Genomic DNA, 24,486 nt, shown 5'->3' on the forward strand with positions numbered 1-24,486 from the left:
GCCCAGTATCGTTTCCCAGTGTTATTACACATTTGATTATTTAACTCACATTCATTTCAGGGTTAACATTCATCGTCACTTATTTTCTCTTCCAGTTTATTCCATTCAAAATAGTACGAGTGAGAGGCCTATGTAGTACATATAAAATCGCCACACAGGCTCTCATTATAAACTAAATCACCAGAATTATTAATGTATGCGTTTCTGCTTAACTTTAATGGCGAGGATAACAGACAGGGTTATTTAAAGATTTAAACACCGCGGGGGAACTTACAGGAGGCTTAATAACGTACTATGCGCGGGATTCAGCAATACGTTTCTGTACCCAAGCTTCCACCTCACTCTGTAACCAGCGGGAGCTACGCCCCAGTTTAATCGGTTTAGGAAACTCACCCAGTGAAATCAGTTTATAAAACCATTTATCACTCAGCCCGGTGAATTCAGTGATGAAGACCATATCGACCATTTTATCACTCAGCAGGCCTGTAGTATTATTCAGCATTGTCATGACGTATCTCTCTGTCTTAAGGGAATGGAAGACAGAGGCGCCGGGATATACTGATTTATCCTTATCCAGGCACTCTGTCATAACATATCCCCTGACAGTAAAAAAATACTGACCGGGTTAATCAGTACTGACTACACCCGAAACTACGCTGACCGTCTGAATAGTCTTTGCTGTATTCCTTAGCCAGATAATTAATACGGGTCGTCACCGCTTCGTACTCTGTGGTAAATGCAGCACTATTTTTACTCAGGTGGTAATAACAGTTAGCAGGAAACTCCACCAGTGAGTAGTACTGCTCATCGTTTAGCCCCAGCGTACGTACCCAGGCCTCCATAATCATCAGTGCCAGATTATGCGAATACTCCCCATTCACTGACCGGTAATTTCCCGGATACGGATAAGCCTCACGATTGAGGAATAACACCACGTGGTAATGTTTCTTACCTGTACGGCTGAATTCACGAGCCCAGATATGACGAACCCGACAGGGATGGATACGTTTGCCGGCATTCTTTCTTTTCAGTAAATCAGCTTCGATCTGTGCTTTCAGGGAGACAATGAATCGGGTGATTAATGATGAGTCTGAATTATACGAGTCTGTATCGAATTCAGGTAAGCGTAAATCCACTCGTAACACCAACACCCTCGAGTATTCATTAAGCGTTTTATTCAGTGTATCCTGAATACGTTTAACATAGTTTCGATTCAGTGGGTAATGGCTGTGTGTATTGAAACTCATGGGTAATGTCCTTACGTTAGTTGTTCAATAAGATACAAGGCTGGAGTAATAAATTACTTTCATGAAGTACCGGGTATAGGAAAGATGTACGGGGTAATTGATTTACAGATATGATTTCTGTAGTCACTTTACTCACACAGAGTGTGTATAACGATGGGAGCTACCCTGAATTGCATTCTCTCATGATTGCAATGCCATTCCAGTTACATGTTTCTAATTCTGTGTAGCGATACTATTTCAATAACATTCATTTAATGCGTTTTATTGATACTCATCTGATACACTTTATAGATACTCTTCTAATACATTTTATATATACCCTTCTATATAGTTATATTACCAAACCGACATCAGAAATCCTCTTTAACTACTAAAATACAATAAAAGAAGAAAACCATAAAAACATCAACTAGTTCATTAAATAACTATTGATTTTTACTCTCAAGTTAGTGTTAAATTTACATATAAATAAACACACCAAAACAACCTAAAAATAATGTTTTAGTTCTGTTTTATCTGCATCCTTCAGCCAGCATTGAAAATTTACATTCAAAAAAATTTCAGACCTATATTACCGATGTGAGAACGGCAGCAGAAATGCTGCCGTGTTGTTATTTCACTCACGGAGGTTAATGTGTCAGATAAGAGCTGTCGGGGTGCGGATACCCTGACGTTACCATTATTCCCTCTCCCCGATGAACCCTCCTGCAGAATACCTGCGTATATGCCTCTCCTGCTCCAGTTCCACCCTGTTTCCTGCTCTAGTATCAGGTTCATATTCATACACGGCCCGCCTGTTCATTCAGGCAGCTATTTATTGCTACCAGTAACCAGGAGAGAAAAAATGCATTGTCCGAATTGTGGATCGCCCGACATCCGGCTGCGCGGTGTGGGTAAAAAGACAGGTGGGGTGATTGGTGCCACTGCCGGGGGACTGGCCGGTCTTGAAGGGGCCTCAGCCGGTGCGCTGACTGGCTCTGCCGTCCCCGTAGTTGGTACGCTGGCCGGAGGACTCATTGGTTTTCTGTCCGGCGCCTGTGCTGGCGCAGTGGCGGGGTCTGTTGCCGGTGAAAAGCTGGACGGGACGATATTTGACGAATATGGCTGCATACACTGCGAACATACCTTCAATGTGCCTTAACGCTCAGCGGTATCAACCTTAAGCATCACCGGGCGCTGTGGCCCGGTGTTTTCTGAACCCGCACGGCATCATTTCTCCTTCCACCGCAACCTGCAAAGACGACAGGATGTGTCGTTAAAACATCGTATTCCTTGTCTTAATATCCTCATATTCCTTTTCTTACAGCCACTTAACAAAAGCGTGTTGCTGTCATGATTTTTATCCGACCTGCAAGAAAGCGACGACATAACGTGGCAAACCGGTACGGCATAATTTTCCACAACGTACAGGAGCATGCGGAGAGCCTGAGGTAATTTCACCATGAAAGAACAACACGATCGCTATGATCGGCTGGCCGTCAGGCTGTCGATCATCATCAGTCGGCTACTGGCAGGCCATGCCATGGAACTGAAAACGCTGGCTGATGAATTTGGTGTCTCAGAACGCACGCTGCAACGGGATTTCCAGCAGCGCCTGATCCACCTGGGTATTGAGTATGCCGGCGGGACTTACCGCCTTGCCCGGCGACCTCTCCGTCCGCATTCTCCGGATACATTCACCTTCATCCACAATACGGGGATTTCAGGGATTATACCCACCCAGAACAGAAAGCTCATTCGGCTGCTCACCAGCACGTCGGGGATATCGCCCTGTCTTATCGGGCATGGCGGCTTACCGTCGGCAGTCACACAGTCAGCGTCATTTTTACTGCTGGCAGAAGCCATTCGCGATCACCACACCGTCACGCTGCAGGTTAACGGACGCACTCATGAAACCGTAGCACCACACCGTCTGATCTTCCAGAGCAAAAACTGGTTTCTGGTCACCACTCGTACCAGAACACTCCAGGTTTTCAGGATGGAAGAAATTAATGCCGTCACGGTCCTGGAAACCTCCTTTCGCAACAAGCCTGAGCTTGATGCCCTGACGGCCAGCGAAGAGTTTATCTCCGCGCTGCCTCACTTTCGCTTCATCAGTAACGTTATCCATTCCTTCCGGGGAGTGTTCCCGGAAGCCACCTCCGGACTAAAAGGAGCCCGGCTATGAAACACCCCACAGCCCTGCTGTTATTAAGCGTCGGACTGACGCTGGCATCGCTGCCGAACGCGAATGCCGGTACGCCCGATGCCTTTCGCGACGCGCATTATCAGCGCTGCGCAAAGCCCGTCTTTTATGCACAGGCCCTGAATCACAAAAAGGAGGTCGAAATCTGCATCGTTACCCCGTCGGTATCGTATTCATTCGGTAAGACTGGCGCTGAGCATAAGGAGATGGATATTACCGTTCCGGCTCAGGCGACGGGCTACGCGTACCAGAGCAACCAGGTTATCAGCCTGCAGGAATTTAGCGTCCGCAACGGGGATACCACCTACGAGGTCTCTGCCGGTTCGGATGATGACGGCAAACCTTTTGCCGCGCTCGATGTGTATCGGGGCAACCCCGATACCGGAAAGCATCTGGCGACCATTTCGCTTGACCCGGATACCGTGGTTAACGACATCAGCCACGGATTGCAGGATGAAGGCATCCCCCAACAGGATGGCCTTTAACCCGTTTTATCAAACTCAACCCTCTGTTTATTCAAGGATATAGCAATGAACATCTCCCTTGCTGGCGGTTCACTCCGTTCGGCACGTTATTTTTCCGCGATCTGCCTGGTGTTATCGACAGTGGTACTCAGTGGCTGCGGTGATGCGAAATCCAAAGCCGAAAGCGAGTTTATCCGGGGCTGTAAATCCGGTGGTGGTACTACCGCCGTCTGCGGATGTATCTGGGATGACCTCAAAACGAAATACACGCACGGGGAGCTGGAGAAAATGAACCAGCAGTACGGTTATGTCCCCCCGCGCTTCATGGACAACATGCTGAGTGCCGCTCAGCAGTGCAGAAAATAAGGAAATCTGAACATGGCGCTTGTCATTAAATATTTCGCGATTGCCTTCGCCATCGCGCTTGTGGTCGTGCTGTTTAACGTGTTCGGGAGTACCGGCGAGATACGCAGTTTTGGTCAGGGAATGGGGTATCTGTTCTGGATGACCCTGGGGCCCGGAGCCGGTATGACTGCAGGCGCGGCGTTGCATCTGTGGCTGATGCCGGATGCGATATACACCCGCGAAGGAATGACCGGATTACTCAAGGCCCGTCTGTTCTGGCTTGTGGGTCCCCAGTGTATCGGCTGGCTGGCAGGGCTTATCGCCGTGGGCAAACAACTCATGTAACACGGCTGACCCTAAACAACATTTTTGACTCAGAAGGAAAAACACCATGCGATTCATGCACGCCATCCTGCCAGCAGGATTACTGACCTTTGCCATCACGGCACACGCGGTCCCCAATATGTGGAGCAGTGGCTTCGGTATGGGCGTCACCGAGTACATTATCACCAGCCCGGAAAACGTCATGCTGAATCTCAACTGCACCGGCAACCCTGACGACCAGAACATCCTGCAGCATCACGTCATGCTCACCCTGCCTGACGGCAGCGGTGCCGATTCGCAGGATGAGAAAACCGCCATCACCGTCGTCACCGATGACCAGCCATTCCCGCTGCCGTCATCTCTGGGCTGGCGTAACGGCGACAACGCCTGGCTCTCATTCATTGATGCCATCAGAAAGGCAACCTCGTTTGAGATTTACGTCAACGACAAAAAGGTGGGGCATTTTTCCCCTTCTGCCGGAAATGTCCACAAGGTTCTGGCTGATATGCCCGAATGCACGACACTCACCGCCGGGTAACTCCCCTTCAGCATGATTTCCCCCTGTTTACAGCAAAATCAATCAAGGACAATACGATATGACCGACATCTCGACACTCAGCCAGCGACTGGCAACACCAACGCTCACTTTTGTGCTGCTCACCATCGCCACCTGCGGCATCTGGCCGTTACTGTGGCTGTATAAAAAACAGGACATTATCAGCGACACCACCGGGTATCCGGTGAGCAGCGATATCTTCGTTATCTGGCTGGCCGTCTGTTTTGGTCTCAGTCGACAGTTTGGGGTAATGGCCTCACCGGACCTGGCGGGTTACGACACGGGTAGTGACACGCTGCTGGTACTGAGCGCCATACTGTCGTTCGCCACCGGCGTGATGTATATCGTCTGGGCCTTTAAGGCCAGAGCCGCACTGCGCCACTATGCGCTGAACACCTTCCGCTTCGACCTCAGAATGAATGCGTTCTACACCGTCGCCTTTAACGTCTTCTACATTACGTACTGTATCAACGACATGCCGCAGGCGCTGGCGAAACACCGGATTATTCACGGTCAGGCCCCCGTGCCGCCAGAATCACCGTCACCGCAGTAACACCGCTCCTCGCTTATTTACCCGGCTGGGGCATCCCTGAATGCCCCTCATCCGTCCGGCTTCCCCCATGAGATTTAACCCAATGACATTACTGAAAATGGTGCTCAACGCCCTGCGTCAGGTGCTGACGTGGTGCGCCAGCAGCCGGGCACAGCAGTTTGTCGAAGACCACTTCCGCAAAGAAGGTTACGACGAAGACAGCATCTATATTGCCAGACAGACGGCAGCCCTGCTGGCAGGTGCCTTAATCGCAGCGCTGATGGAGCAGATACTGCAGCTTATCGCCACACCTGGAGCCTCCCGTTGATGCCCTGCTCACTGAGCGGGGCGTTTGTTTTTGTGCCAGATATCAGAGGAGTTCACCATACAGGACACTGACAATACGCCGTTACCACCCGGTCCGTTCACCCGAGAGCAGGCAACAGCCGTCGCCACGCTGTACACCAACGTAGCCATTGAAGACGACCAGGGTACGCACTTTCGGCTGGTCATTCGCGACAGCGGAGGGCAGTTGTTCTGGCGGGCGTGGAATTTTGAAGCAAATGCAGGAGAGTGGCTGAACCGCTATCTGCTCAGCCACGGTATACCCAAAAATTGACTCATCACCAGCAACCACACCAGCAGGCCATGCTCCCGCAGGAGCATGGCTTTTTTGTTTATGCCGTTAAAGCAACCATAAGGAATTAACAATGCGATTAGCCAGCCGCTTCGGGCGGACAAATCAGATACGCCGTGACCGTCCCTTAACCCGTGAAGAACTCATGCAGCATGTCCCCAGCGTCTTCAGTGAAGACAAACACGACTCCCGCTCTGACCGATACAGCTATATCCCTACCATTACCCTGCTAGAGAACCTGCAGCGTGAAGGCTTTGAACCCTTCTTCGCCTGCCAGTCACGCGTACGCGACCCTGACCGCCGGGAACACACCAAACACCTTCTGCGTCTTCGTCGGGCGGGCCAGATAAACGGTCAGCATGTACCTGAAATTATTATTCTTAATTCGCATGGAGGCGAGTCCAGCTTTCAGCTTTTGCCGGGATACTTCCGAAGCGTCTGTACCAATTCGCTCGTCTGTGGACAATCCTTTGGTGAAATCAGGGTTCCTCACCGGGGCAATGTGGCGGAGAAGGTCATTGAAGGCGCTTACGAGGTGTTGGGCGTCTTTGACCGGGTGGAAGAGAAGCGCGATGCGATGGAGTCGCTGCGGTTACCCCCACCAGCACAACACGCCCTGGCGAACGCTGCACTGACGTACCGCTTTGGCGAAGAACACCAGCCTGTAACCGCCACGCAGATACTGACACCCCGACGCTATGAAGACCGCAAGGACGATCTGTGGTCGGTCTTCAATCGTTGCCAGGAAAACCTGCTGAAAGGTGGTCTGCCCGGACGTACCGCGAAGGGCAAACGCAGCCACACCCGTGCGGTTAACGGGATTGATGGCGACGTTAAGCTCAACAGGGCGCTCTGGGTGATGGCCGAAGAGCTGCACCAGGCCCTGATCTGATGCAGCATGTTACAGACGATGCCCGTCAGGCGGACGTTTATCCGCTTTCCCTGAATGAGGCTCCGGGCTGCCGCTCCCTCTCTGATGACGACCTGTGCGCCTGGTGCACACATCTTCTCTACCGACCCGGAGAACTCAGCCTCTGCCAGTTAAGCCTCGCCGACACTATATGGCCCGCCTGTTGTGATGAGAACGGCGATGCGCAGTCCTGCCCGTCGCTCCTGCTAAACCTGTATCCCCCACCCGAGAAATAAACAAGGAAAAACGACTATGACCGACATTATCAACCTTAACGACACCCTCCCGTTACAACCCCAACCTGCCGGTGCCGGTTCTGCACCCGCACTGACCGCCAGCCTCGTACCCGACGAGCAGCGCATCGGCTTCTGGCCGCAGCACTTCGGCTGCATACCGCAGTGGATAATCCTCGAACCGACCGTGTTCGCCTGGATGGACCGCTTCTGTGAGGACTACAGCGGCGGCATCTGGCAGTTTTACACGCTGAGCAACGGCGGCGCCTTTATGGCACCAGAAGCGGATAACGATGAACAATGGTCGTTGTTCAACACCCTGAACGGTAACGGTGGTGAACTCAGCGCTGAAGCCGCAGGGATTGCCGTCTGTCTGATGACTTACAGCCACCACGCCATGCGCACCGAATGCGACGCCATGACGGAGCACTATTACCGCCTGCGGGACTACGCACTCAGTCACCCCGAATGCAGCGCCATCATGCACATCATCGACTGAGGTAAGCCGCTATGGAACAACAGTTACCGCTGTTTGCCCGTGAACTGGCCCCTGCCGACCAGCAGACGGTCAGAGAAGCATTAACCCTGCTGGAATGCCAGTTACGCGAGCCCGGCGCGTCATTTACGTCCAGCAATGCCGTCCGGGACTGGCTGCGCCTGCAGCTTGCCGCACAGGAGCGCGAAGAATTTACCGCACTCTTCCTTGATAACCAGCATCGCCTGATAGCTCACGAAACGCTCTTCACCGGCACGATTAACCATACGCAGGTCCATCCGCGTGAGGTGGTGAAATCCGGTCTGAAACATAATTGTGCCGCTGTCATTGTGGCCCATTGCCACCCGTCAGGGCTTGCCGAACCCAGCCAGGCCGATCGTCAGGTTACCACGCGTATTCAGCAGGCGCTGGACCTGGTGGATATTCGTCTGCTGGATCACCTGGTGGTGGGCGGTATGGAGATCACCTCGTTTGCTGAAAAAGGCTGGCTGTAGCACAACAGGAAAATAACCCGATGAAAATTATCAGTAAGCGCCAGGCGATGGCGATATATCGCCAGCATCCGCAGTCCCGGTTGTTTCGCTTCTGCACGGGTAAATACAAATGGTCCGGCAGCGTCTGCCACTACGCTGGTCGTGAGGTCCAGGATATCAGCGGTGTACTCGCGGTCTTCGCAGAACGCCGTCAGGACCGCAGCGGGCCGTATGTCGTATTGCGCAGCGTCACGCTGAACTGAGTAAGGAAAATACCCGTGAGCAGAATTATCTCCACTACCGTATATACGCTGGATGAACTCTCCGACGCGGCCCGTGAAAACGCCCGCAACTGGTATCGCGAACATGCGCTGAATGATGACTGGTATCAGAACGTGTTTGACGAGTTCACCGGCATCTGCAATATCCTGGGCGTGGATATTAAGCTGTACAGGATCCCTCTGCTGTCTGGCGGCAGCCGTCAGCACCACTGCATCTGGTTCAGCGGTTTTTGCCATCAGGGCAGCGGCGCGGCTTTCGAGGGTGATTATGCTTACCAACCGCAGGCCGTATACCGGATCAGGGAACATTATCCTGAAGACGCTGACCTTCACCATATCGCCGATTTACTGCAGACCATCCAGTTGCACAACAGCGGCGAGCTTCGCGCCACGATCCGTCATCACGGCCAGCATATCCATGAATCCTGTATGACCGTCACGGTCGAACGCCACAGCCCCTCCGGGCAGGACATGACCACAGACAGTGAAGCCGCGATAACCGAAGCCATCCGGGTGCTGGCCCGCTGGTTATACGACTGGCTGGAAAGCGAATACGGCTGGCAGACATCCCCCGCCATTGTTGACAACGACATCATCGACGGTGAATACACCTTTACCGGATCAGGCCAGCGCTTCGGCTGACCCCATCCGGTTGAAACATTTCTTCATCCACTTTTTAGTGAGGCTTAACCATGCCAGATATCCCTGCCACAAATGACAATATGGACGCGCCGCGCTGGGGTCTTCAGCGCAATATCACGCCCTGCTTTGGCGCTCGCCTGGTGCAGGAGGGGAACCGGCTGCACTATCTCGCCGATCGCGCCAGTATCACCGGGCAGTTCAGCGATGCGGATTTACGCCATCTCGACCAGGCGTTTCCGCTGCTGTTGAAACAGCTGGAACTGATGCTGGTTTCCGGTGAACTCAATCCCCGTCATCAACACAGCGTTACGCTTTACGCAAAAGGGCTGACCTGCGAGGCCGACAGCCTCGCTTCGCACGGGTACGTCTATATCGCAATTTATCCGACACCAGCCACAACCGCATAAACCTTCTTACTACTTACCCTCGTTCTTACCCATCAACAAAGAGATCCAACAATGAGAATTTATCCTGTTTCCGCAAAACGGGCCGCTGAGATTGAGCGGTTATCGCATGTATCACCGATTGCCGTGTGGCAGCGCCTCCTGACATATCTGCTGGAACGTCACTACGGTCTGACACTTAACGATACGCCGTTTGGCGATGACAGCGCAATTCAGGAATGCATTGACGCCGGTGATTCGCTGGTTGACGCCCTGAATGAGATGGCTGAAGACTGCGACCTGGAACGCACTGATAATCGGGGAAAATCACTTCTGTTCAGCTCGTCGCTGCTCACACCCACAGATATCCTGAGCGCCCAGAACGCGGTGGGTCTGGCCGGTAACAGCGCCACCCTCATTATCAGCGGTCAGTCGTCATTCGGCAGCTAACGCCCCCCGTCACACCGCCGTCTTATAGAGGCGATCCGCCGCGCCAGTATCCGTTGTCGTAACGGCTGGCGTTTCTCTGTTTACGGAGTAAAACCAATGCAAACCCAACCACAATCTCAAACGCGGGAGGCACCGACACGCCCGTCTCCCGTGGATGTCTGGCAGCGTCTCCTGAGCCACCTGCTGGATCGTCACTACGGTCTGGCGCTCAACGACACACCTTTCGGCAACGATGGCGTGATCCAGGAGCATATCGACGCCGGTATTTCACTGTGCGACGCAGTGAATTTTATTGTGGAGAAATACGACCTGGTACGCACCGATCGTTGCGGTTTCAGCGCAGAAACACAGACGCCGTTTCTCACCAGTATCGATATTCTCCGCGCCCGCAAAGCCACCGGGCTGATGACCCGCAACGGCTACAGGGCCGTTACCGATATCACCACAGGCAAATACCGCGAGGTGCAGCAATGAAGTTATCCCTGACGGTAGAAGCCGACGCCATCAACGTTCTGGCCCTGAATACGGGCCGGATCGCCGTCGATATTGACGGCATTGAACTGTCTGCGCTGATCGATGTGGTCTGTGACAACGGGTATTCACTTCGCGTTGCTGACGAGCCAGGCAAGCTGGTAGTGGAAGATCCACTGCCGCCCGTCGCCCACGTAAACTGCATCCAGTGTAGCACCGCGCATATCACCGAAGCCGACAACACCCTGCTGTATACCCTTTCACACCAGAACGAAGACTTTGGCGACAGCGAGTGGATTAGTTATACCGGCTCGGGTTATCTGCTCCGCCTGGGCGCGTGGTCGTTTCCGGTCTTACGGCTCAAACGTCTCGGCCTGTCGAAAGCCTGCCGTCGGTTAGTGGTGACGCTTATGCGTCGCTACGCCGCTGGCATTGTTCATCTGGATGCCTTTGGCGAAGTGCTGCCGGACTTCGCTACGTTTGACTGGTAGCTCAACCTCAATTGCCACAAGGAGAACACATGTCGGAATTAACCACTGAAACTGCATTGCAGATCCTGAGCGACTGGCTGCAAAACAACATCGACTGCGGCACGATGATCATCTGCGACTTCGGCAACAAACCAGAACGGATTAGCCACCGAACGGTACTCGTCACTCGCGTATGAGTGCCAGCCCTCACCGGCTGGCGTTTTTTAGCGATGTCGCGCAACAGCGTCAGTGGGTGCCCGGTATGGCGATTAGGGTGCGTCGTCTGCTGCGGTGCAGAATTCGCGAGATCCACCGGTTAACCTTGCGCCTTCGACACAACGGCGGAGAAGTAAATTTTACGAACCAGCTTCAGCAGGAAGAAAACATCGCTCAGGCTGCTTATACCGGGCAGTAGCTGGCGAAAGGCTATCCGTGTGCAAAAGCTGATACGCAGCGCTGGCTGGTGACTGACTTTGCGACGGTACAATCCGAGAAAATGGCGGCACTCCACCAGGGCATGCCTGACCAGTGCGCGTCGGGTCTCGTAGTGTTGCTGTTGTTTGCTCAGGGCGAGAATATCGGTAATCACGTCAATATAGCTGGCCGCACGGATATCGTAATAATCCGGGCGGTGGGTAATGGACGCAGGATTGCTGATGTAGGTGTAGTCCTGGCGGTCGGAGAAATAAAACCGACCGTTTCCGGCGGCAAGATGGAGGGTCCAGAGAATGTCTTTGTGGCTTTTCCCTTCCTGGAACCGCAGGTTATGCTCGCGGATATACGCCGAACGGGTGAGCTGCAGCCACAGGTAATGCTGCCATTCCTGCTGCTTCACACAGTGGCGAATCCACTGCTTGCCGGTGAGAGACTGGTCGTAAGGCTGTTTGTGGTGCACCGGGGCACATTGATGACCGGTACTGTCGGCCCGCCAGCCATTGAACACGGCAACATCGGCCTGTGCTTCACGGGCAGCCTGTAGACGTTTTTGCAGAAATCCGTCGGCTATCTGGTCATCGGCATCCAGGAACACCACCCACTCGCCGCCGTGCACCGCCAGCGCGGCGTTACGTGCGGCATATACCCCCTGATTTTCCTGATGAATAAGCATCAGCCGCTCATCGGTGATGGCGCTGAGTATGGTCCACGTTTCGTCGGTGGAGCCATCATCCACGACTATCACCTCCATGCTGAGCATCTGTTCGCTAAGGAGCTTGTGCAGCAGGTGGCTGATGGTGGCCTGCGCATTGAAGGCCGGGATAATGACGCTGACATCAATTTCAGGCTTCATACCGGGCTACGCTTTCCCCTGGCTGTCATCTTTCTGATACCTGACGGGGAGAATGTGTTTTTCCCTGATTTCCTGCTCGGTATCAAATAAGCACTCGTCACAAAATTCTGTATCGAGTCCGAAAATCCGGTCCAGAACACACCTTTTCTTATTACAGCGTGCGCATCTTTTCATCACATCATCCGTTACGTTATTTCACTGCCGTGTTTTCAGGGCAAAAGGCAGTCGCCCCTCGTAAAGACAGGAAATGAATTGATAAACAATCAGTTAAATTCGTTTTCGGGATTGTGGCACAGGGATAACCAGGCTGAATAATTCATTTTGCAGATCAATTTTCGAAAATCGATCGGTTTCATCGATCTGTGGTTCCCTGTCCGTTTCACCCGCCACTCAGGGATTATCTGAACCCACCAACGCACCACACCCGGCCCGCATGTGTTGCGGGCTTTTTTATTTATGGAGATTCAAATGCAGACTGAAGCCGAAGTAGTAACCAACCATACCGACGTGATTTGCTCCACCAGTATTGAACGTATCGTCACGGGACGTAACGCCGCGCTTGCGCAAATTGAAGCGCTTATTCAGCAACTGGACGATATCTCGACGCTGACCCGCAACATCGGTGGCGGCAAAGCCAGTGAATGGGGAGTACGGCAATACCGTTACGATTGCTGGCTGATGGAGAAAACAGACGTGGCGATGAAGGCCATTACACGCAATATCGATCGAGGTATATGGCGGGATTTGATGAAGAAATCGGGGATGCTCAGCCTGATGGATGCTGCTGCTCGTGAGCAGTGGTACAACAGTCTGGAAAAGGAGGATATTCCGGCAGTCAGCGAAGAGAATATCCTGAGCACCTTTGAGCAACTGCATCTGAACAAGGGCGAGGTGTTTGAGCGTGGGGTCATTAACGTCTTCAAAGGCTTAAGCTGGAATTTTAAGAGTAATTCGCCCTGCAAATTTGGCGCGAAAATTATTGTTACTGGGCTGGTCAAATATGACCGATGGGGATTTGGGCTTAACTGGGGCTGGCAGCGCGATCGGTTAGCTGATCTTGAACGCATGCTGATGATTCTGGATGGAAAGCCGGCTCCCGACAACCGTGCTGATGTCACCCGTCGTCTTGCAGACCATATCCATGCTAATCGGCACTGCAACCGTTACGAGGATGAGATGTTTACGATCAAGTACTTTCAGAAGGGAACAGCCCATATCAACTTCAAACAACCTGAGCTGGTCGATAAGCTGAATGACATCATCGCCCGACACTATCCCGGAGCTCTGGCAGCGAGGTAATAGTTACTGAATCAAGTCACAATTGCTGTTCTTGAATAACCCAGAGATAATAACTATTATTACCTGATAGTAATTAAACAGGAGAGATCATCATGCCGACCAGTGTCGCCCTTACCCCTCACTTTGAAGCATTTATTCGTGAGCAGATAGAAAGCGGGCGTTATAACAACACCAGTGAAGTTATCCGGGCAGGACTTCGTGCCCTGGAAGATCAAGAGCAGAAAATGAAGCTAGAATCACTCCAGGAAGCAATCATTGCAGGCATCAACAGCGGTGAAAGTAAAAGCGCTGAAGAAGTATTTGGTCGCCTGACGAGCAAATACAAAACCATGGTCGAAGGTACCCAGACAAAATGAAGCTGGGTATATCACCACTGGCAGAGCTTGATCTTGAAGCCATCGGTGACTGGATTGCGCAGGATAATCCTGTACGCGCACTCAGTTTCACCGAAGAACTGTATCAACAATGTCTGCTGATAGCAGAATCACCAGCACTTTACAGAGAAAGGCCTGAGTTGGGGAGTGGGATCAGGGGATCTGCTTATGGCCGTTACCTGCTTCTGTTCAGAGTATTGGATACGGAAGTTCGTATTGAGCGCATCGTGCATGGATCCCGTGATATCAACAGGGTGCTTGCAGAACCAGGTGACTATCAGTCGTTGGATGACCTTTGATTTTGCTCTTCTCAGAGGTATCATCCACAGGTGGATCGGGAATCGAATGAAGGAATCGAATCAACGGTTTCAGATAGCCTCAAATCAGTAACCTTTCTCTTCTGAAACTCCCGCCAACAACAAGCAAAACCATTTCGAGGTACCAATGGAGGTATAAACTTTACCAAACCAAACAATAACAAATAAAAACAACCAGATAGATTAAAAGGTCGATTCCGAGTCCGGGCACCACTTATTCCAGAAAAACCAGCCTACGGGCTGGTTTTTTGCTTTCTGCGCTCTCTAAAACCTCACCGCATGATGAATCGTCTCGCCGTCCGAGGTCAGGATCGCAGTATACATTTCCGGGCGGCGATCGCGGAACACCACCCACTGGTCGCGGATGTGGTTAATCGCTTCCAGATCGAAGGTGTGGGTGATAATACATTCCGACGTTTTATCCGCCTGCGCCACCAGCTCACCAAACTGATCGGTAATAAACGAGGAACCGTAGAAGGTCATCTCGTAGTCCGGAATATACTTACTCTTCTCGGTGCCAATGCGGTTGGAAGCAATCACCGGCATGATGTTGGCGGCCGCATGCCCGCGCTGGGTCATGGTCCAGTGCGGCTGGCTGTCCTGCTGGCGGAAGTCAGGCTCACTGCCAATTGCGGTGGGATAGAGCAGAATTTCCGCCCCCATCAGCGCCATGCAGCGCGCGGCCTCCGGGAACCACTGATCCCAGCAGATCCCAAGCCCTATCTTCGCGTACTTCGTTTTCCAGACCTTAAACCCGGTATCGCCGGGGGTGAAGAAATGCTTCTCCTGGTACGCCGGGCCGTTCGGGATATGCGTTTTACGGTAAACCCCCAGCACTTCGCCCCCGGCATCGACCATCGCCATGCTGTTATAAAAGGCATTATTGTGGCGCTCGAAAAAGCTGCACGGCAGCACCACATCCAGCTCACGCGCCAGCGCCTGAAAGCGCTTAATTAACTCACACTCTTCCAGCGTTTCTGCCAGCGCCCGGTGATCCGGATGCTGATCGATGCAAAAGTACGGCGCTTTAAACAGTTCCTGAATCAGGATTATCTGCGCACCTTCGCTCGCCGCCCGGCGGATCAGGGCTTCGGCTTTCTCCAGATTGGCGGATAAATCCCAGCTACAGGCAAACTGGGTCGCGGCAATTGTTACGTTACGAGTCATGATGAACTCCTGTTGAGATAGCATCGTAGGGAATGGGCGGCGAACTGGCGCTCGCCGTAGCGAATAACGAGTTCCCCGGAAATCAGGATAAACAGCACGCCGGTGAGGATGGGCCCACTGTCTGCCCAGTTAATCATCCCCTTGAGCAGCTCGGGGAAGATGAACAGCACCGCGCACATGAAGACGAACCCCATGCACAGTAGCGTACAGAGCACCGCCATCGGCATGCCGCCAGGCACCCGGAAAGGCCGCTCGGTTATCGGGTCGGATATTCGCAGTTTGAGGAAAGAAGCGAAGAAAATCAGATAGCTGATGATGACGCAGGCGCTGGAGAAAGAGAAAACGGACCAGAACATGCTGACGTTATCCCCATGAGCAAACCCGGCGTAAATCAGGGTGATAATGGTCGAGACCAGGCCAAGGATGATATTGGCCCAGTAAGGCGTCTGGTTTTTCGGGTGCCAGCGGCCGATGATGGCCGGAAGCTCCCCTTCGCGCGCAGCCTCTGCCGCCGCGCGTGACGGGGCCATCGCCCAGGTCACCTTATTACCGATGATAGAAAGCATAAAGAAAACGCTCACCAGCACCACCAGCGGACTTCCCTCCCCCAGCAGCAGCTCCAGCGCATCGACAATGCCGGAAACCAGATTTAACTGGTTAAGCGGAATAGCCATCAGAATGCCCATCGAACCGAACACGTAGAGAAACGCAATGGCAAGCGATGCCAGCAGAATAGCCTTCGGCATATCCCGCACCGGGTTGCGCAGCTCTTTTCCCATGCAGGCGACCAGCTCCAGGCCCACGAGGTTGTAGACAATCACTGCCAGAAAACCAATTCCGGAAGACGCCGAAGGAAGCAGCGCGTGAAGCGAGAAATCGTTGGCTGGGCCATTCTCCAGCATGTGGTAGAAGCCCGCCACCCCGAGGATCATGATAACAGTGATTTTAAACACCGCCCCGGCAACGGTGAGCCAGATCCCGACGCTGGTTTTATAGTTGATGAACGCAACGGTGAGCCATGTCATCACCAGCACCATCGCCACCTGCCAGGCGAGAGACAGCTCCGGCATAAACACCCGGGCAAACATGCCAGCAAACAGGATATAGCCCGCGGGCATCCAGAGCCCACCCGCCAGCCAGTACAGATATACCGCCCGTGTAGACATTCGAGGACCAAAAGCACGGCGGATCCAGTCATAGATCCCCCCTTCCGCCGGATATGCCGTTCCAAGTTCGGAAGTTATCAGGGCATAGGGAACGATGAAAAACACCAGCGTCACCGCCCACCAGAACAACCCACTGGGGCCGATAGCGGCGGATGCAGTCAGTGTTTCCAGTACGATGACCGCGCACATACAGAACAACGCGATTTGTGAAACGCCCATTTTGCCTTTGCTGCCGGGTATACCCATGCTGACTCCCGATCGTCGAGTAAACGACATGGCGCATCTGCCAATGCCACGCTATGTTTTATTGTCAGCAAGGTTTATGCCAGAAAGAATATTTCTTAATTAATAATATTTATCAAATAGTTACTATAATTACGGACATGATTAAAACCCTACATAGTGCTTAATTTTAAGCACCATGAAGAAAAATAATCGGAGGTAGCATGACCGCAAGCCCCATGGAAACAGACCAGGAATTGCGCACCGCCCTGAAGGTGTTTGGTCACTTTTTCGATGTACTGGGGCAGCCCCTGTCAGTCATCAATCACACGGGGGAGCATCTCTATTACAACCAGGAGAATGCAGCGCTTGATGAGTGCCAACAGCACGAAGTTTTAGGCAAACCGATGCAGACGCTGTTTCCTGCGATCCGCGAAGAAGATAATGAAATGCTGAGCGCGCTACGCCGCGGCGAGGAGTTCATTAATCACCAGAAAAGCTACTACACGCCGGGTGGCAGGCTGATTGACTACCAGCACACCACCGTGCCGTTATACAACAGCGCAGGCGAGATAATGGGAGTGATTGAGTCCGGGCAGGATCTCTCCCGCTATCGCACGCTACAGCGGCAGGTTTCCGCCCTGAACGAAAAGCTCTTCAGCCGCCAGAAAAAAACCAAACACCGCATTATCCATTCATCCGCCAGAATGCGTGAAGTGCTCAGTAAGGCAGAACGGCTGGCCATCAGCGATGTTCCGGTCGTGATAACCGGTGAAACCGGCACGGGGAAAGAGCTGCTGGCCGATTTTATTCATCGCCAGAGCTCACGGCAAAATAAACCCTTTATTGCCCTGAACTGCAGCGCCCTGCCCGTCTCGCTGATTGAAAGTACCTTATTTGGGTCAGTAAAAGGCGCGTTTACCGGTGCCGAAAATAGCAGTGGCTATTTTGAGCTTGCCCACGGTGGGACGCTATTTCTTGATGAGCTGAACACCATGCCGGTTGAAATTCAGGGAAAGATATTACGTTTCCTGCAAACAAAAACCTTCTGGAAAGTGGGGGGAAATAAAGAGCAGAACGTCGATATCCGTATTATTTCGGCAATGAATGAATCCCCGTTTGAAATGATCCGTCAGAAGCGTCTGCGCGAAGATCTCTTTTATCGCCTCGAGGTCGGAATGGTAGACCTGCCACCCCTGCGGGAAAGAAAAGAGGAGATCGTCGAGCTTGCTACCTGGTTTATGACCCGCTATCAGCAGCAGGCGGGAATGAAGGTGTACCCACTGTCAAAAGCTATCCAGCAGCAGCTTATCAGTTACCCCTGGCCGGGGAATATCCGCATGCTGGAGAACGTGATAATCAGGAGCCTTATCCTGCAAAAAGAGCCCGGGCCGCTATCGGAGCTGGTATTCAATGATGAGACCGGGGCCTCTGGCACAACGGCGCACAGCACCGCCTCTGTGCCACCCGCAAACCACCATAGCGATACCGCACCGTTGGCATCCCTCGCCGATAAGGTCGAAGCCTACGAGCGCCAGCTGGTGGTGGAGGCGCTAAAGCACACCGGCAACTGCGTGGCTGAGGCCGCGCGCATGCTGGGGATTTCACGCGGGGCGCTGCAATATAAGGTGAAAAAATATGGTATTACTTTTCATCTGGTTGAGAGGCCGACAAGTGAAGCGTGACAATAAGGGTTAAAATTACCCTTTGCTATATTTTAAACCCCTATTAAATAACCGATGAAATACTTTTACGGATGCGAAAATAATTTGTTATAACGGCAGCCAGAAAATCATCGCATCGGATATTCCCTTATGCATCACACTATTAGCAATGAGAACGACTCTCACAGGCGTTCACAGGCTGCGAAAAAAAGCACGCTGGTTAGCGCGGTATTAAATATCTTTTTATCCAGCTTTCAGATTATCACCGGAATATTTTCTGGCTCGCAGGGGCTTATTGCCGATGGGGTACATTCATTTTCTGATTTAGTCGCCGATGGCGTGGTGCTGACGGCAAATAAAAAAAGCAGCAAACCTTCCGATGACGATCACCATTATGGTCATCTGCGCTACGAAACCGGGGCATCGCTCATCATAGGCGCCATCTTGTTTGCCGTGGGCGCGGGGATGATCTGGTCTGCGGGTAACAAGCTGTGGCACCCGGACACCATCGCCAGTGTACATATCTCCGCGCTGTGGATGGCGCTCTTCGCGCTGGTGGTGAAGGAGCTGCTGTTCCGCTATATGCTGCGCGTGGCCAAACGTATCCAGTCCTCCATGTTGATTGCCAACGCCTGGCACGCCCGTTCGGATGCTGCGTCGTCACTGGTCGTCTCGATAGGCATCTTCGGTAACCTGCTCGGTTTTCCGTGGCTCGATCCGGTAGCCGCGCTGGTGGTGGGCGTGCTGATCGCCCGGATGGGCTACCAGTTTGCGGCAGACGCCTTACACGATCTGATGGATCGCTGCGCGGATGCCGATACCGAAGCGCAGATCCGCGAACTTATCCTCACCACTCCCGGCGTGCAGGGGTTACACAACATGAAAACCCGCAAGATGGGCGACAGGATCCTGGTGGATGTACATATTGAGGTGGACGGCAGTTTGTCGGTTCAGGAAGGCCATGCCATCGCCGTGGCGGTGCGTGATACGGTGGTACGCCAAGGGAACGCGCTGAACGTGATGACCCATATCGACCCCTGTACCCCGGCCAAAGTGGTTAACCGTTAACCGGCTAATAATTGCAGGATAGCTCGCAAAATTAAACAATAGATTAACATTCAGACAAACAGAATTTGACATATCTCGTGCCATCGCAGATGTATATACAGGCAAATACAAACATAACAACACGCCACCCTCTGCAACCACCCTAATCGGCAGGAGTATATCTGTATGGCCCTATCCGGCGAGATGAATATTCAGCAAGCCATTGATGACAGTCGCTTTTCTATCTTCCACTGGACGCTCATTATTCTGGGTTTTCTGGTGCTGGCTATCGATGGTTTTGATACCGCCGCCATGGGCTACATTGCCCCGGCGCTCTCCAGCGACTGGGGAATTAAGAAGCAGGATCTCGGGCCGGTACTGAGCGCCGCGCTGCTCGGGCTGTCGCTGGGTGCGCTGATTGCCGGACCGGTTTCGGATCGCATTGGTCGTAAGCGGGTGCTGGTCTTCTCCTGCCTGTTTTTTGGCCTGGCAAGCCTCGGCACCGCCTACGCACAGTCGATTAACACCCTGACGACGTGGCGTTTTCTGACCGGCCTGGGGCTGGGTGCTGCCATGCCTAACGCTATTACGCTTATCTCTGAATACGCCCCGCAGCGCTGCCGCTCCATGACTATCAACACCATGTACTGCGGGTTTCCGCTGGGCGCGGCGGGCGGTGGATTTATTTCATCGTGGCTTATCCCGGCACACGGCTGGCACAGCGTGCTGCTGCTCGGTGCGATAGCCCCGCTGGTGCTGACGGTGCTGCTTTTCTTCCTGCTGCCGGAGTCGGTAAAGTATCTGGTTAACCGCGGTGGCAACGTCGAGCAAATCAAACGCATCGTGCGCCGCTTTGCCGCGCAGAGCATCGACAACGTACAGCGTTTTTATCTTCATGAAGAGCAGAAAACGCAGAGCAAAGGCAGCGTTTCTCAGCTCTTTTCAGCCGCCTACTTACCCGGCACGCTGATGCTGTGGATGAGCTACTTTATGGGGCTGGTGATTTACTACGTACTGCTGAGCTGGATGCCGATTCTGATGCAGGGCATGGGGTATGAAATGGGGCAATCGGCGATGCTGACCTCGCTGTTCACCTTCGGCGGAACCGCCGGGATCCTCGTTGCAGGCTGGCTGATGGACCGCTGGGAAGCCCACAAGGTGGTCGCCGTTGGCTTCATCGTCACCACCCTGTTTATCATCCTGATGGCCCAGGAAAACAGTCATATCTGGCTCTTTGGGGCGCTGATTTTCCTGATGGGTATCACCATGAACGGCGCGCAGTCCGGGATGCAGACGCTGGCCGCCACCTTCTATCCGACCCAGTGCCGTGCTACCGGCATTGCCTGGATGCAGGGCGTGGGTCGCTTCGGCGGCGTGGCGGGCACCATGATGAGTGCGCAGCTGCTCTCTATGCAGTGGCAGGCCGACAGCATTCTGATGTTCCTGGGTCTGCCGGCGCTGATTGCCGCCTTTGCCACTATCTACAAAAAGTGGCGCTGCCAGCCGCTGGCACAGGCCGCGCTGTAGCGCTTAGCAACACCGGGCAGCCCGTCTGCCCGGTGACAGTGAAGCCCATCACAAATCCCCGTCATCAAATCTGCCCGGCTGTCAGCTTTTCCCCCCACCTTAAATCTTAACCCATTGATAATTAAAATTTCCGTGAACATCTCAGATCAATTGATTCGAAAAATAGTATCAATAAGCATAACTATCGTATTGGATTGCCAATCACCGGAAACCCAGAATGAGCCTATCGCAACTGATTCCGGAGTTCCCAATGTCACAGCCTGTTCTTAACAATACCCCGTATGAAGCCGTTGAAGTGCTGCGTGCCGCCCGGCCTGATTTTCATCCCCGCATTGCTTTGATCCTCGGCTCCGGCCTTGGCGTGCTGGCCGACCGTATGGAGAACAAAACCACGGTGTCATACCAGCAGCTGCCGGGCTTCCCGGTGAGTACGGTAATTGGCCATGCCGGTGAAGTGGTGATGGGGACGCTGCACGGCGTGAGTCTTATCTGCATGAAGGGGCGCGGCCATTTCTACGAGGGCGTCGGCATGGGCATCATGACCCACGCGGTGCGCACTTTTAAACTGCTCGGCTGTGAATTCCTCTTCTGCACCAACGCTGCAGGATCGCTGAACCCGGCCATTCCGGCAGGCAGCCTGGTGGCGCTTAACGATCACATCAATACCATGCCCTCCACGCCGCTGGTTGGCCCGAATGACGATCGCTTCGGCCCACGCTTCTTCAGCCTGGCCAACGCCTATGACCAGGAGCTGCGCCACCAGCTGCACGCTGCCGCCGGCGAGCTCAGCCTGCCGCTGCACGAAGGGGTGTTTGTCTCCTACCCGGGCCCGAACTTCGAGACCGCGGCAGAAATCCGCATGATGCAGAACATGGGGGGCGACGTGGTAGGCATGTCGGTGGTGCCGGAAGTTATCGTGGCGCGCCACTGTGGCCTGAAGGTGCTGGCGGTCTCCGCGATCACCAACATGGCGGAAGGGCTGAGTGACGTGGAGCTTTCCCACGAGCAAACCCTGAAATGTGCGGCCATGGTCACCGACGACTTTGTGCGCCTGATTAGCCAGTTCGTCCAGAACTACGCCTGAATCCTTTCCACAGGCGGGCTGTCCCGGCCTGCCAGGAGACACCATCATGCCTGAACAACCCTTTTCCCGCGCCAATATCAATGCGGTTTCGTACCTGAGCTATTACTTCGTCGGTGCGCTGGTCTCAACGCTTGGCATCGTGCTCGGCCCGCTGTGCGTCGCCTTCCAGAAAGACCCCAGCTTCATCGGTCAGGTCTTTACTCTGATGAACATCGGTATGTTTATTCCGATCATGCTCGGTGGTGTTCTGATGCGAAAATGGGGCTTACAGAAGCCGCTGGTGGCAGCATCTGCCCTCACCGTATTAATTAGCCTGATCCTGTTCTTCACCCCCACGCTCACCATGTTCAGCCTGGCGGTCGCGGGGATTGGCGCCTGCGGCGGAATTTTCATGACCATCGGCAGCTACCTGGTGGTGCGCATCAACCCGGATGAAAAACGCCGCTCCGCGAGCCTGATTTTCACCGATTTCTTCTTTAGCCTGGCGGGCGCGACGCTCTCTTTACTGCTGGCATGGCTGTTTAAACTGGGCGCCAGCTGGATAGCGATGTACGGCATTATGGGCGCGCTTGGCGCGTTGATGCTGGCGATGACGCTGCGCTGCCGTTTCCCCTCAACCGAATCTCCATCATCGGTCAACGAGGAGAGCCCTGCGGCGGCGGAGCCGTGGGGGGCCTCGGTCTATCTTATCTGCTTTGCGCTGTTTGCTTTCCTGCTGGCCGAGCCGATTTTCACCATGTGGACACCGGGGTATCTGCAGGCTCGTTTCACCATGACGCCTGAAGCCGCAGCGCTTTACACCACCGTTTACTGGGTAGCAAAAGCCATTGGCCTGTTCCTTAATCAGTTCACCGTTCGCTGGATGAAGCTGCGCACTTTCCTGCTGGTCTGTACGCTGATTGGCCTCGCCGCGATAATGACTATCGGCAACAGCACCAACACCACGCTGATTCTGGTGGCCTGCGCCGTGTTTGGCTTCTTCAACTCCGGGCTGTTCTCGGGGCTGATGAGCTACGGCTCGCTGCAGGTCAGCCGCAGTTCACCAACGCTGATTTCCGCCCTGCTGACCTGCGGCACCGTCGGAACGCTGCTGTTTACCAGCGTCTCGTCGCTGGTGAATAGCCACCTCGGCCTGCACGGGGCGTTGAATACCTCAACGGTATCCTACGCGGTGCTGCTGGTGGTGCTGGTGATCTCAGTGCTGTTCAGCCGCGCCGAGCGTTTGCACCAGCCTGCGCCAGCGGCGGTTTGACAGGTACGGGAAGGGAGCGGCATCATGCGCTATCCCTTCCCTTGTACGCAGAGCGCCATGATCGATCCTCAGGCTAACAGCCGTATCCGCATCCGGATGCTGCGCTATTTTCAGGTTCTTGCCGATGAGCTGCACTTTGGTCGTGCGGCGGCCAGGCTGAACATCTCCCAGCCACCGCTCAGTATGCAGATTAAAGAGCTGGAAGAGATCCTCGAGGTAGCACTCTTTGAACGAACCAGCCGTAAGGTGGCGCTGACCCGCGCCGGAAAAGTGCTGAAAACGGAGGTGGACCGCATCCTCAGCGCCACCGACCAGTCGCTGAACTACGTGCGTCAGATTGGCCGCAGTGAGCATCAGCACATCACCATCGGCATTGTCGGCAGTGCGCTGTGGGGGACGCTGCTGACGCGTCTGAAAGCCTGCCGGGAGACTATTCCCGGTATGGAGTGGAGCCTGCTGGAGCTTTCTCAGCATCAACAAATCGAGGCGCTGCGCGCGCGAACCATCGACGTAGCGATTAACCGCAACGTCATCCCGGCTCCCGAAGCCAATATTCGCTGCCAGCTTATCTCCCGTGAATCGATGCTGGTGGCGGTGCCTGAAGGTGACGCGCTGTGCCACGAGCCGCGCATTACGCTTGCGATGCTCGCCGCACGGCCATTTATTTCGCTGTCGTTCAGCCAGAGTGATTTTGCCCAACAGCTTTACGACCGCTGCGTTGAGGCCGGGTTTTACCCGCTCATTGCCCACCAGGTGTTTGAGCCGCAAACGGCGCTGGCGCTGGTGAGCGCGGGAATGGGGATTTCGCTATTGCCGGAGACCAGCGCGCTGATCCACTGGCCGGGCGTGGTGTTCCTGCCGCTTGCCCAAATCATTCCTGCCGATCTGTACGCGTTATGGATGGATGAACCGCTCTCTGCGCTGATGGAAAACTTCCTGGCCGCGCTTCACGGCAGTATTTAACCGCAAGGCGCAGACCC

Annotated in this window: 33 protein-coding genes and 1 pseudogene; 29 read left to right on the forward strand and 5 right to left on the reverse strand. The window is 53.8% G+C overall.

Annotated features, from left to right (window positions below; genetic code table 11):
• Positions 1–292: 292 nt before the first annotated feature.
• Complete coding sequence (locus GYRE_RS12760) at positions 293–508, reverse strand: helix-turn-helix transcriptional regulator (RefSeq protein ID WP_038255726.1); 216 nt, start codon at positions 506–508, stop codon at positions 293–295.
• 121 nt (positions 509–629) lie between these two features.
• Positions 630–1,247 (reverse strand): inovirus Gp2 family protein, encoded by a 618-nt coding sequence (locus tag GYRE_RS12765; RefSeq protein ID WP_038255728.1) that lies wholly within the window; start codon positions 1,245–1,247, stop codon positions 630–632.
• An 844-nt stretch (positions 1,248–2,091) separates the two neighbouring features.
• On the opposite strand from GYRE_RS12765, the gene GYRE_RS12770 reads away from it, so the two are divergent.
• The 20 genes and pseudogenes from GYRE_RS12770 to GYRE_RS25310 all read left to right on the forward strand — a co-directional run.
• Positions 2,092–2,388 carry a phage tail tape measure protein gene (locus GYRE_RS12770; protein WP_038255732.1) on the forward strand — a complete coding sequence of 99 codons (297 nt, stop codon included), beginning with the start codon at positions 2,092–2,094 and terminating at the stop codon, positions 2,386–2,388.
• Positions 2,389–2,688: 300 nt separating this feature from the next.
• Positions 2,689–3,414: a helix-turn-helix transcriptional regulator gene (locus GYRE_RS12775; protein WP_038255734.1), complete on the forward strand. Its 726-nt coding sequence runs from the start codon at positions 2,689–2,691 to the stop codon at positions 3,412–3,414.
• Positions 3,411–3,917 carry a hypothetical protein gene (locus GYRE_RS25010; protein ID WP_245939504.1) on the forward strand — a complete coding sequence of 169 codons (507 nt, stop codon included), beginning with the start codon at positions 3,411–3,413 and terminating at the stop codon, positions 3,915–3,917. Before GYRE_RS12775 ends, GYRE_RS25010 begins: the two co-directional genes overlap by 4 nt.
• A gap of 45 nt (positions 3,918–3,962) precedes the next feature.
• The gene (locus GYRE_RS12785) at positions 3,963–4,262 is read left to right on the forward strand and encodes a hypothetical protein (protein WP_051860963.1); all 300 of its coding nucleotides are present in this window, start codon (positions 3,963–3,965) and stop codon (positions 4,260–4,262) included.
• Between the two features lie 12 nt (positions 4,263–4,274).
• Positions 4,275–4,586, forward strand: a complete 312-nt coding sequence (locus tag GYRE_RS12790) for a hypothetical protein (protein WP_038255736.1) — start codon at positions 4,275–4,277, stop codon at positions 4,584–4,586.
• Between the two features lie 46 nt (positions 4,587–4,632).
• Complete coding sequence (locus GYRE_RS12795; protein ID WP_038255738.1) at positions 4,633–5,103, forward strand: hypothetical protein; 471 nt, start codon at positions 4,633–4,635, stop codon at positions 5,101–5,103.
• A 58-nt stretch (positions 5,104–5,161) separates the two neighbouring features.
• Positions 5,162–5,674 carry a DUF4234 domain-containing protein gene (locus GYRE_RS12800; RefSeq protein WP_038255740.1) on the forward strand — a complete coding sequence of 171 codons (513 nt, stop codon included), beginning with the start codon at positions 5,162–5,164 and terminating at the stop codon, positions 5,672–5,674.
• A gap of 82 nt (positions 5,675–5,756) precedes the next feature.
• Entirely contained in the window at positions 5,757–5,981 is a 225-nt protein-coding gene (locus GYRE_RS12805; RefSeq protein WP_038255742.1) for a hypothetical protein, read from the forward strand.
• A 57-nt stretch (positions 5,982–6,038) separates the two neighbouring features.
• Entirely contained in the window at positions 6,039–6,272 is a 234-nt protein-coding gene (locus tag GYRE_RS12810) for a DUF905 domain-containing protein (protein WP_025203175.1), read from the forward strand.
• A 91-nt stretch (positions 6,273–6,363) separates the two neighbouring features.
• Positions 6,364–7,182 carry a DUF932 domain-containing protein gene (locus GYRE_RS12815; protein WP_038255744.1) on the forward strand — a complete coding sequence of 273 codons (819 nt, stop codon included), beginning with the start codon at positions 6,364–6,366 and terminating at the stop codon, positions 7,180–7,182.
• A complete protein-coding gene (locus GYRE_RS23800) occupies positions 7,182–7,436 on the forward strand; it encodes a hypothetical protein (RefSeq protein ID WP_072009073.1) in 255 nt (84 codons plus the stop codon). Before GYRE_RS12815 ends, GYRE_RS23800 begins: the two co-directional genes overlap by 1 nt.
• A 16-nt stretch (positions 7,437–7,452) precedes the next feature.
• Entirely contained in the window at positions 7,453–7,932 is a 480-nt protein-coding gene (locus GYRE_RS12820; protein ID WP_038255747.1) for an antirestriction protein, read from the forward strand.
• Between the two features lie 11 nt (positions 7,933–7,943).
• Positions 7,944–8,423, forward strand: a complete 480-nt coding sequence (gene radC, locus GYRE_RS12825) for a RadC family protein (protein WP_038255749.1) — start codon at positions 7,944–7,946, stop codon at positions 8,421–8,423.
• A gap of 20 nt (positions 8,424–8,443) precedes the next feature.
• The gene (locus tag GYRE_RS12830) at positions 8,444–8,665 is read left to right on the forward strand and encodes a DUF987 domain-containing protein (protein ID WP_038255751.1); all 222 of its coding nucleotides are present in this window, start codon (positions 8,444–8,446) and stop codon (positions 8,663–8,665) included.
• Between the two features lie 15 nt (positions 8,666–8,680).
• Positions 8,681–9,325 carry a hypothetical protein gene (locus GYRE_RS12835; RefSeq protein ID WP_038255753.1) on the forward strand — a complete coding sequence of 215 codons (645 nt, stop codon included), beginning with the start codon at positions 8,681–8,683 and terminating at the stop codon, positions 9,323–9,325.
• Between the two features lie 50 nt (positions 9,326–9,375).
• A complete protein-coding gene (locus tag GYRE_RS12840) occupies positions 9,376–9,732 on the forward strand; it encodes a type IV toxin-antitoxin system YeeU family antitoxin (RefSeq protein WP_038255755.1) in 357 nt (118 codons plus the stop codon).
• Positions 9,733–9,783: 51 nt separating this feature from the next.
• The gene (locus GYRE_RS12845; protein ID WP_038255756.1) at positions 9,784–10,158 is read left to right on the forward strand and encodes a TA system toxin CbtA family protein; all 375 of its coding nucleotides are present in this window, start codon (positions 9,784–9,786) and stop codon (positions 10,156–10,158) included.
• A 96-nt stretch (positions 10,159–10,254) separates the two neighbouring features.
• Positions 10,255–10,632, forward strand: a complete 378-nt coding sequence (locus GYRE_RS12850) for a TA system toxin CbtA family protein (protein WP_038255758.1) — start codon at positions 10,255–10,257, stop codon at positions 10,630–10,632.
• Entirely contained in the window at positions 10,629–11,120 is a 492-nt protein-coding gene (locus GYRE_RS12855) for a DUF5983 family protein (RefSeq protein WP_038255759.1), read from the forward strand. Before GYRE_RS12850 ends, GYRE_RS12855 begins: the two co-directional genes overlap by 4 nt.
• A 29-nt stretch (positions 11,121–11,149) precedes the next feature.
• Positions 11,150–11,239, forward strand: a pseudogene (locus GYRE_RS25310) (hypothetical protein); the annotation flags it as partial.
• Between the two features lie 176 nt (positions 11,240–11,415).
• On the opposite strand, the gene GYRE_RS12860 reads toward GYRE_RS25310, so the two are convergent.
• The gene (locus GYRE_RS12860; RefSeq protein ID WP_038255760.1) at positions 11,416–12,387 is read right to left on the reverse strand and encodes a glycosyltransferase; all 972 of its coding nucleotides are present in this window, start codon (positions 12,385–12,387) and stop codon (positions 11,416–11,418) included.
• 468 nt (positions 12,388–12,855) lie between these two features.
• Here GYRE_RS12860 and GYRE_RS12865 point away from each other — a divergent pair, with 468 nt between their 5' ends.
• The 3 genes from GYRE_RS12865 (at position 12,856) to GYRE_RS12875 (ending at position 14,359) form a co-directional block, all read left to right on the forward strand.
• Positions 12,856–13,686, forward strand: coding sequence for a DUF4942 domain-containing protein (locus tag GYRE_RS12865; RefSeq protein WP_112471487.1), 831 nt, complete (start codon positions 12,856–12,858; stop codon positions 13,684–13,686).
• A gap of 92 nt (positions 13,687–13,778) precedes the next feature.
• Complete coding sequence (locus tag GYRE_RS12870; RefSeq protein ID WP_038255763.1) at positions 13,779–14,042, forward strand: type II toxin-antitoxin system ParD family antitoxin; 264 nt, start codon at positions 13,779–13,781, stop codon at positions 14,040–14,042.
• Positions 14,039–14,359, forward strand: a complete 321-nt coding sequence (locus tag GYRE_RS12875; protein WP_038255764.1) for a type II toxin-antitoxin system RelE/ParE family toxin — start codon at positions 14,039–14,041, stop codon at positions 14,357–14,359. The genes GYRE_RS12870 and GYRE_RS12875 overlap by 4 nt, the downstream gene beginning before the upstream one ends.
• A 282-nt stretch (positions 14,360–14,641) precedes the next feature.
• Here the strand turns inward: GYRE_RS12875 and aguB are convergent, their stop codons facing one another.
• Together aguB and GYRE_RS12885 are read right to left on the reverse strand one after the other, a co-directional pair.
• Entirely contained in the window at positions 14,642–15,544 is a 903-nt protein-coding gene (aguB, locus tag GYRE_RS12880; protein ID WP_038255766.1) for an N-carbamoylputrescine amidase, read from the reverse strand.
• Positions 15,541–16,956 carry an APC family permease gene (locus tag GYRE_RS12885; protein WP_038255768.1) on the reverse strand — a complete coding sequence of 472 codons (1,416 nt, stop codon included), beginning with the start codon at positions 16,954–16,956 and terminating at the stop codon, positions 15,541–15,543. Before GYRE_RS12885 ends, aguB begins: the two co-directional genes overlap by 4 nt.
• A gap of 200 nt (positions 16,957–17,156) precedes the next feature.
• Here GYRE_RS12885 and GYRE_RS12890 point away from each other — a divergent pair, with 200 nt between their 5' ends.
• The 6 genes from GYRE_RS12890 (at position 17,157) to GYRE_RS12915 (ending at position 24,469) form a co-directional block, all read left to right on the forward strand.
• Positions 17,157–18,617, forward strand: coding sequence for a sigma-54 interaction domain-containing protein (locus GYRE_RS12890; protein ID WP_038255770.1), 1,461 nt, complete (start codon positions 17,157–17,159; stop codon positions 18,615–18,617).
• Between the two features lie 129 nt (positions 18,618–18,746).
• Entirely contained in the window at positions 18,747–19,664 is a 918-nt protein-coding gene (locus GYRE_RS12895; protein WP_051860965.1) for a cation diffusion facilitator family transporter, read from the forward strand.
• Positions 19,665–19,829: 165 nt separating this feature from the next.
• Complete coding sequence (locus tag GYRE_RS12900; RefSeq protein ID WP_006818303.1) at positions 19,830–21,170, forward strand: MFS transporter; 1,341 nt, start codon at positions 19,830–19,832, stop codon at positions 21,168–21,170.
• Between the two features lie 250 nt (positions 21,171–21,420).
• A complete protein-coding gene (gene xapA / locus GYRE_RS12905) occupies positions 21,421–22,254 on the forward strand; it encodes a xanthosine phosphorylase (RefSeq protein WP_038255772.1) in 834 nt (277 codons plus the stop codon).
• Between the two features lie 46 nt (positions 22,255–22,300).
• Positions 22,301–23,506, forward strand: a complete 1,206-nt coding sequence (gene tsgA, locus GYRE_RS12910) for an MFS transporter TsgA (protein ID WP_038255774.1) — start codon at positions 22,301–22,303, stop codon at positions 23,504–23,506.
• A 24-nt stretch (positions 23,507–23,530) separates the two neighbouring features.
• Positions 23,531–24,469, forward strand: a complete 939-nt coding sequence (locus GYRE_RS12915; RefSeq protein WP_050812342.1) for a LysR family transcriptional regulator — start codon at positions 23,531–23,533, stop codon at positions 24,467–24,469.
• Positions 24,470–24,486 lie beyond the last annotated feature (17 nt).

This window comes from Yokenella regensburgei ATCC 49455 (assembly GCF_000735455.1).
In the GTDB taxonomy this organism is placed as follows: Bacteria; Pseudomonadota; Gammaproteobacteria; order Enterobacterales; family Enterobacteriaceae; genus Yokenella; species Yokenella regensburgei.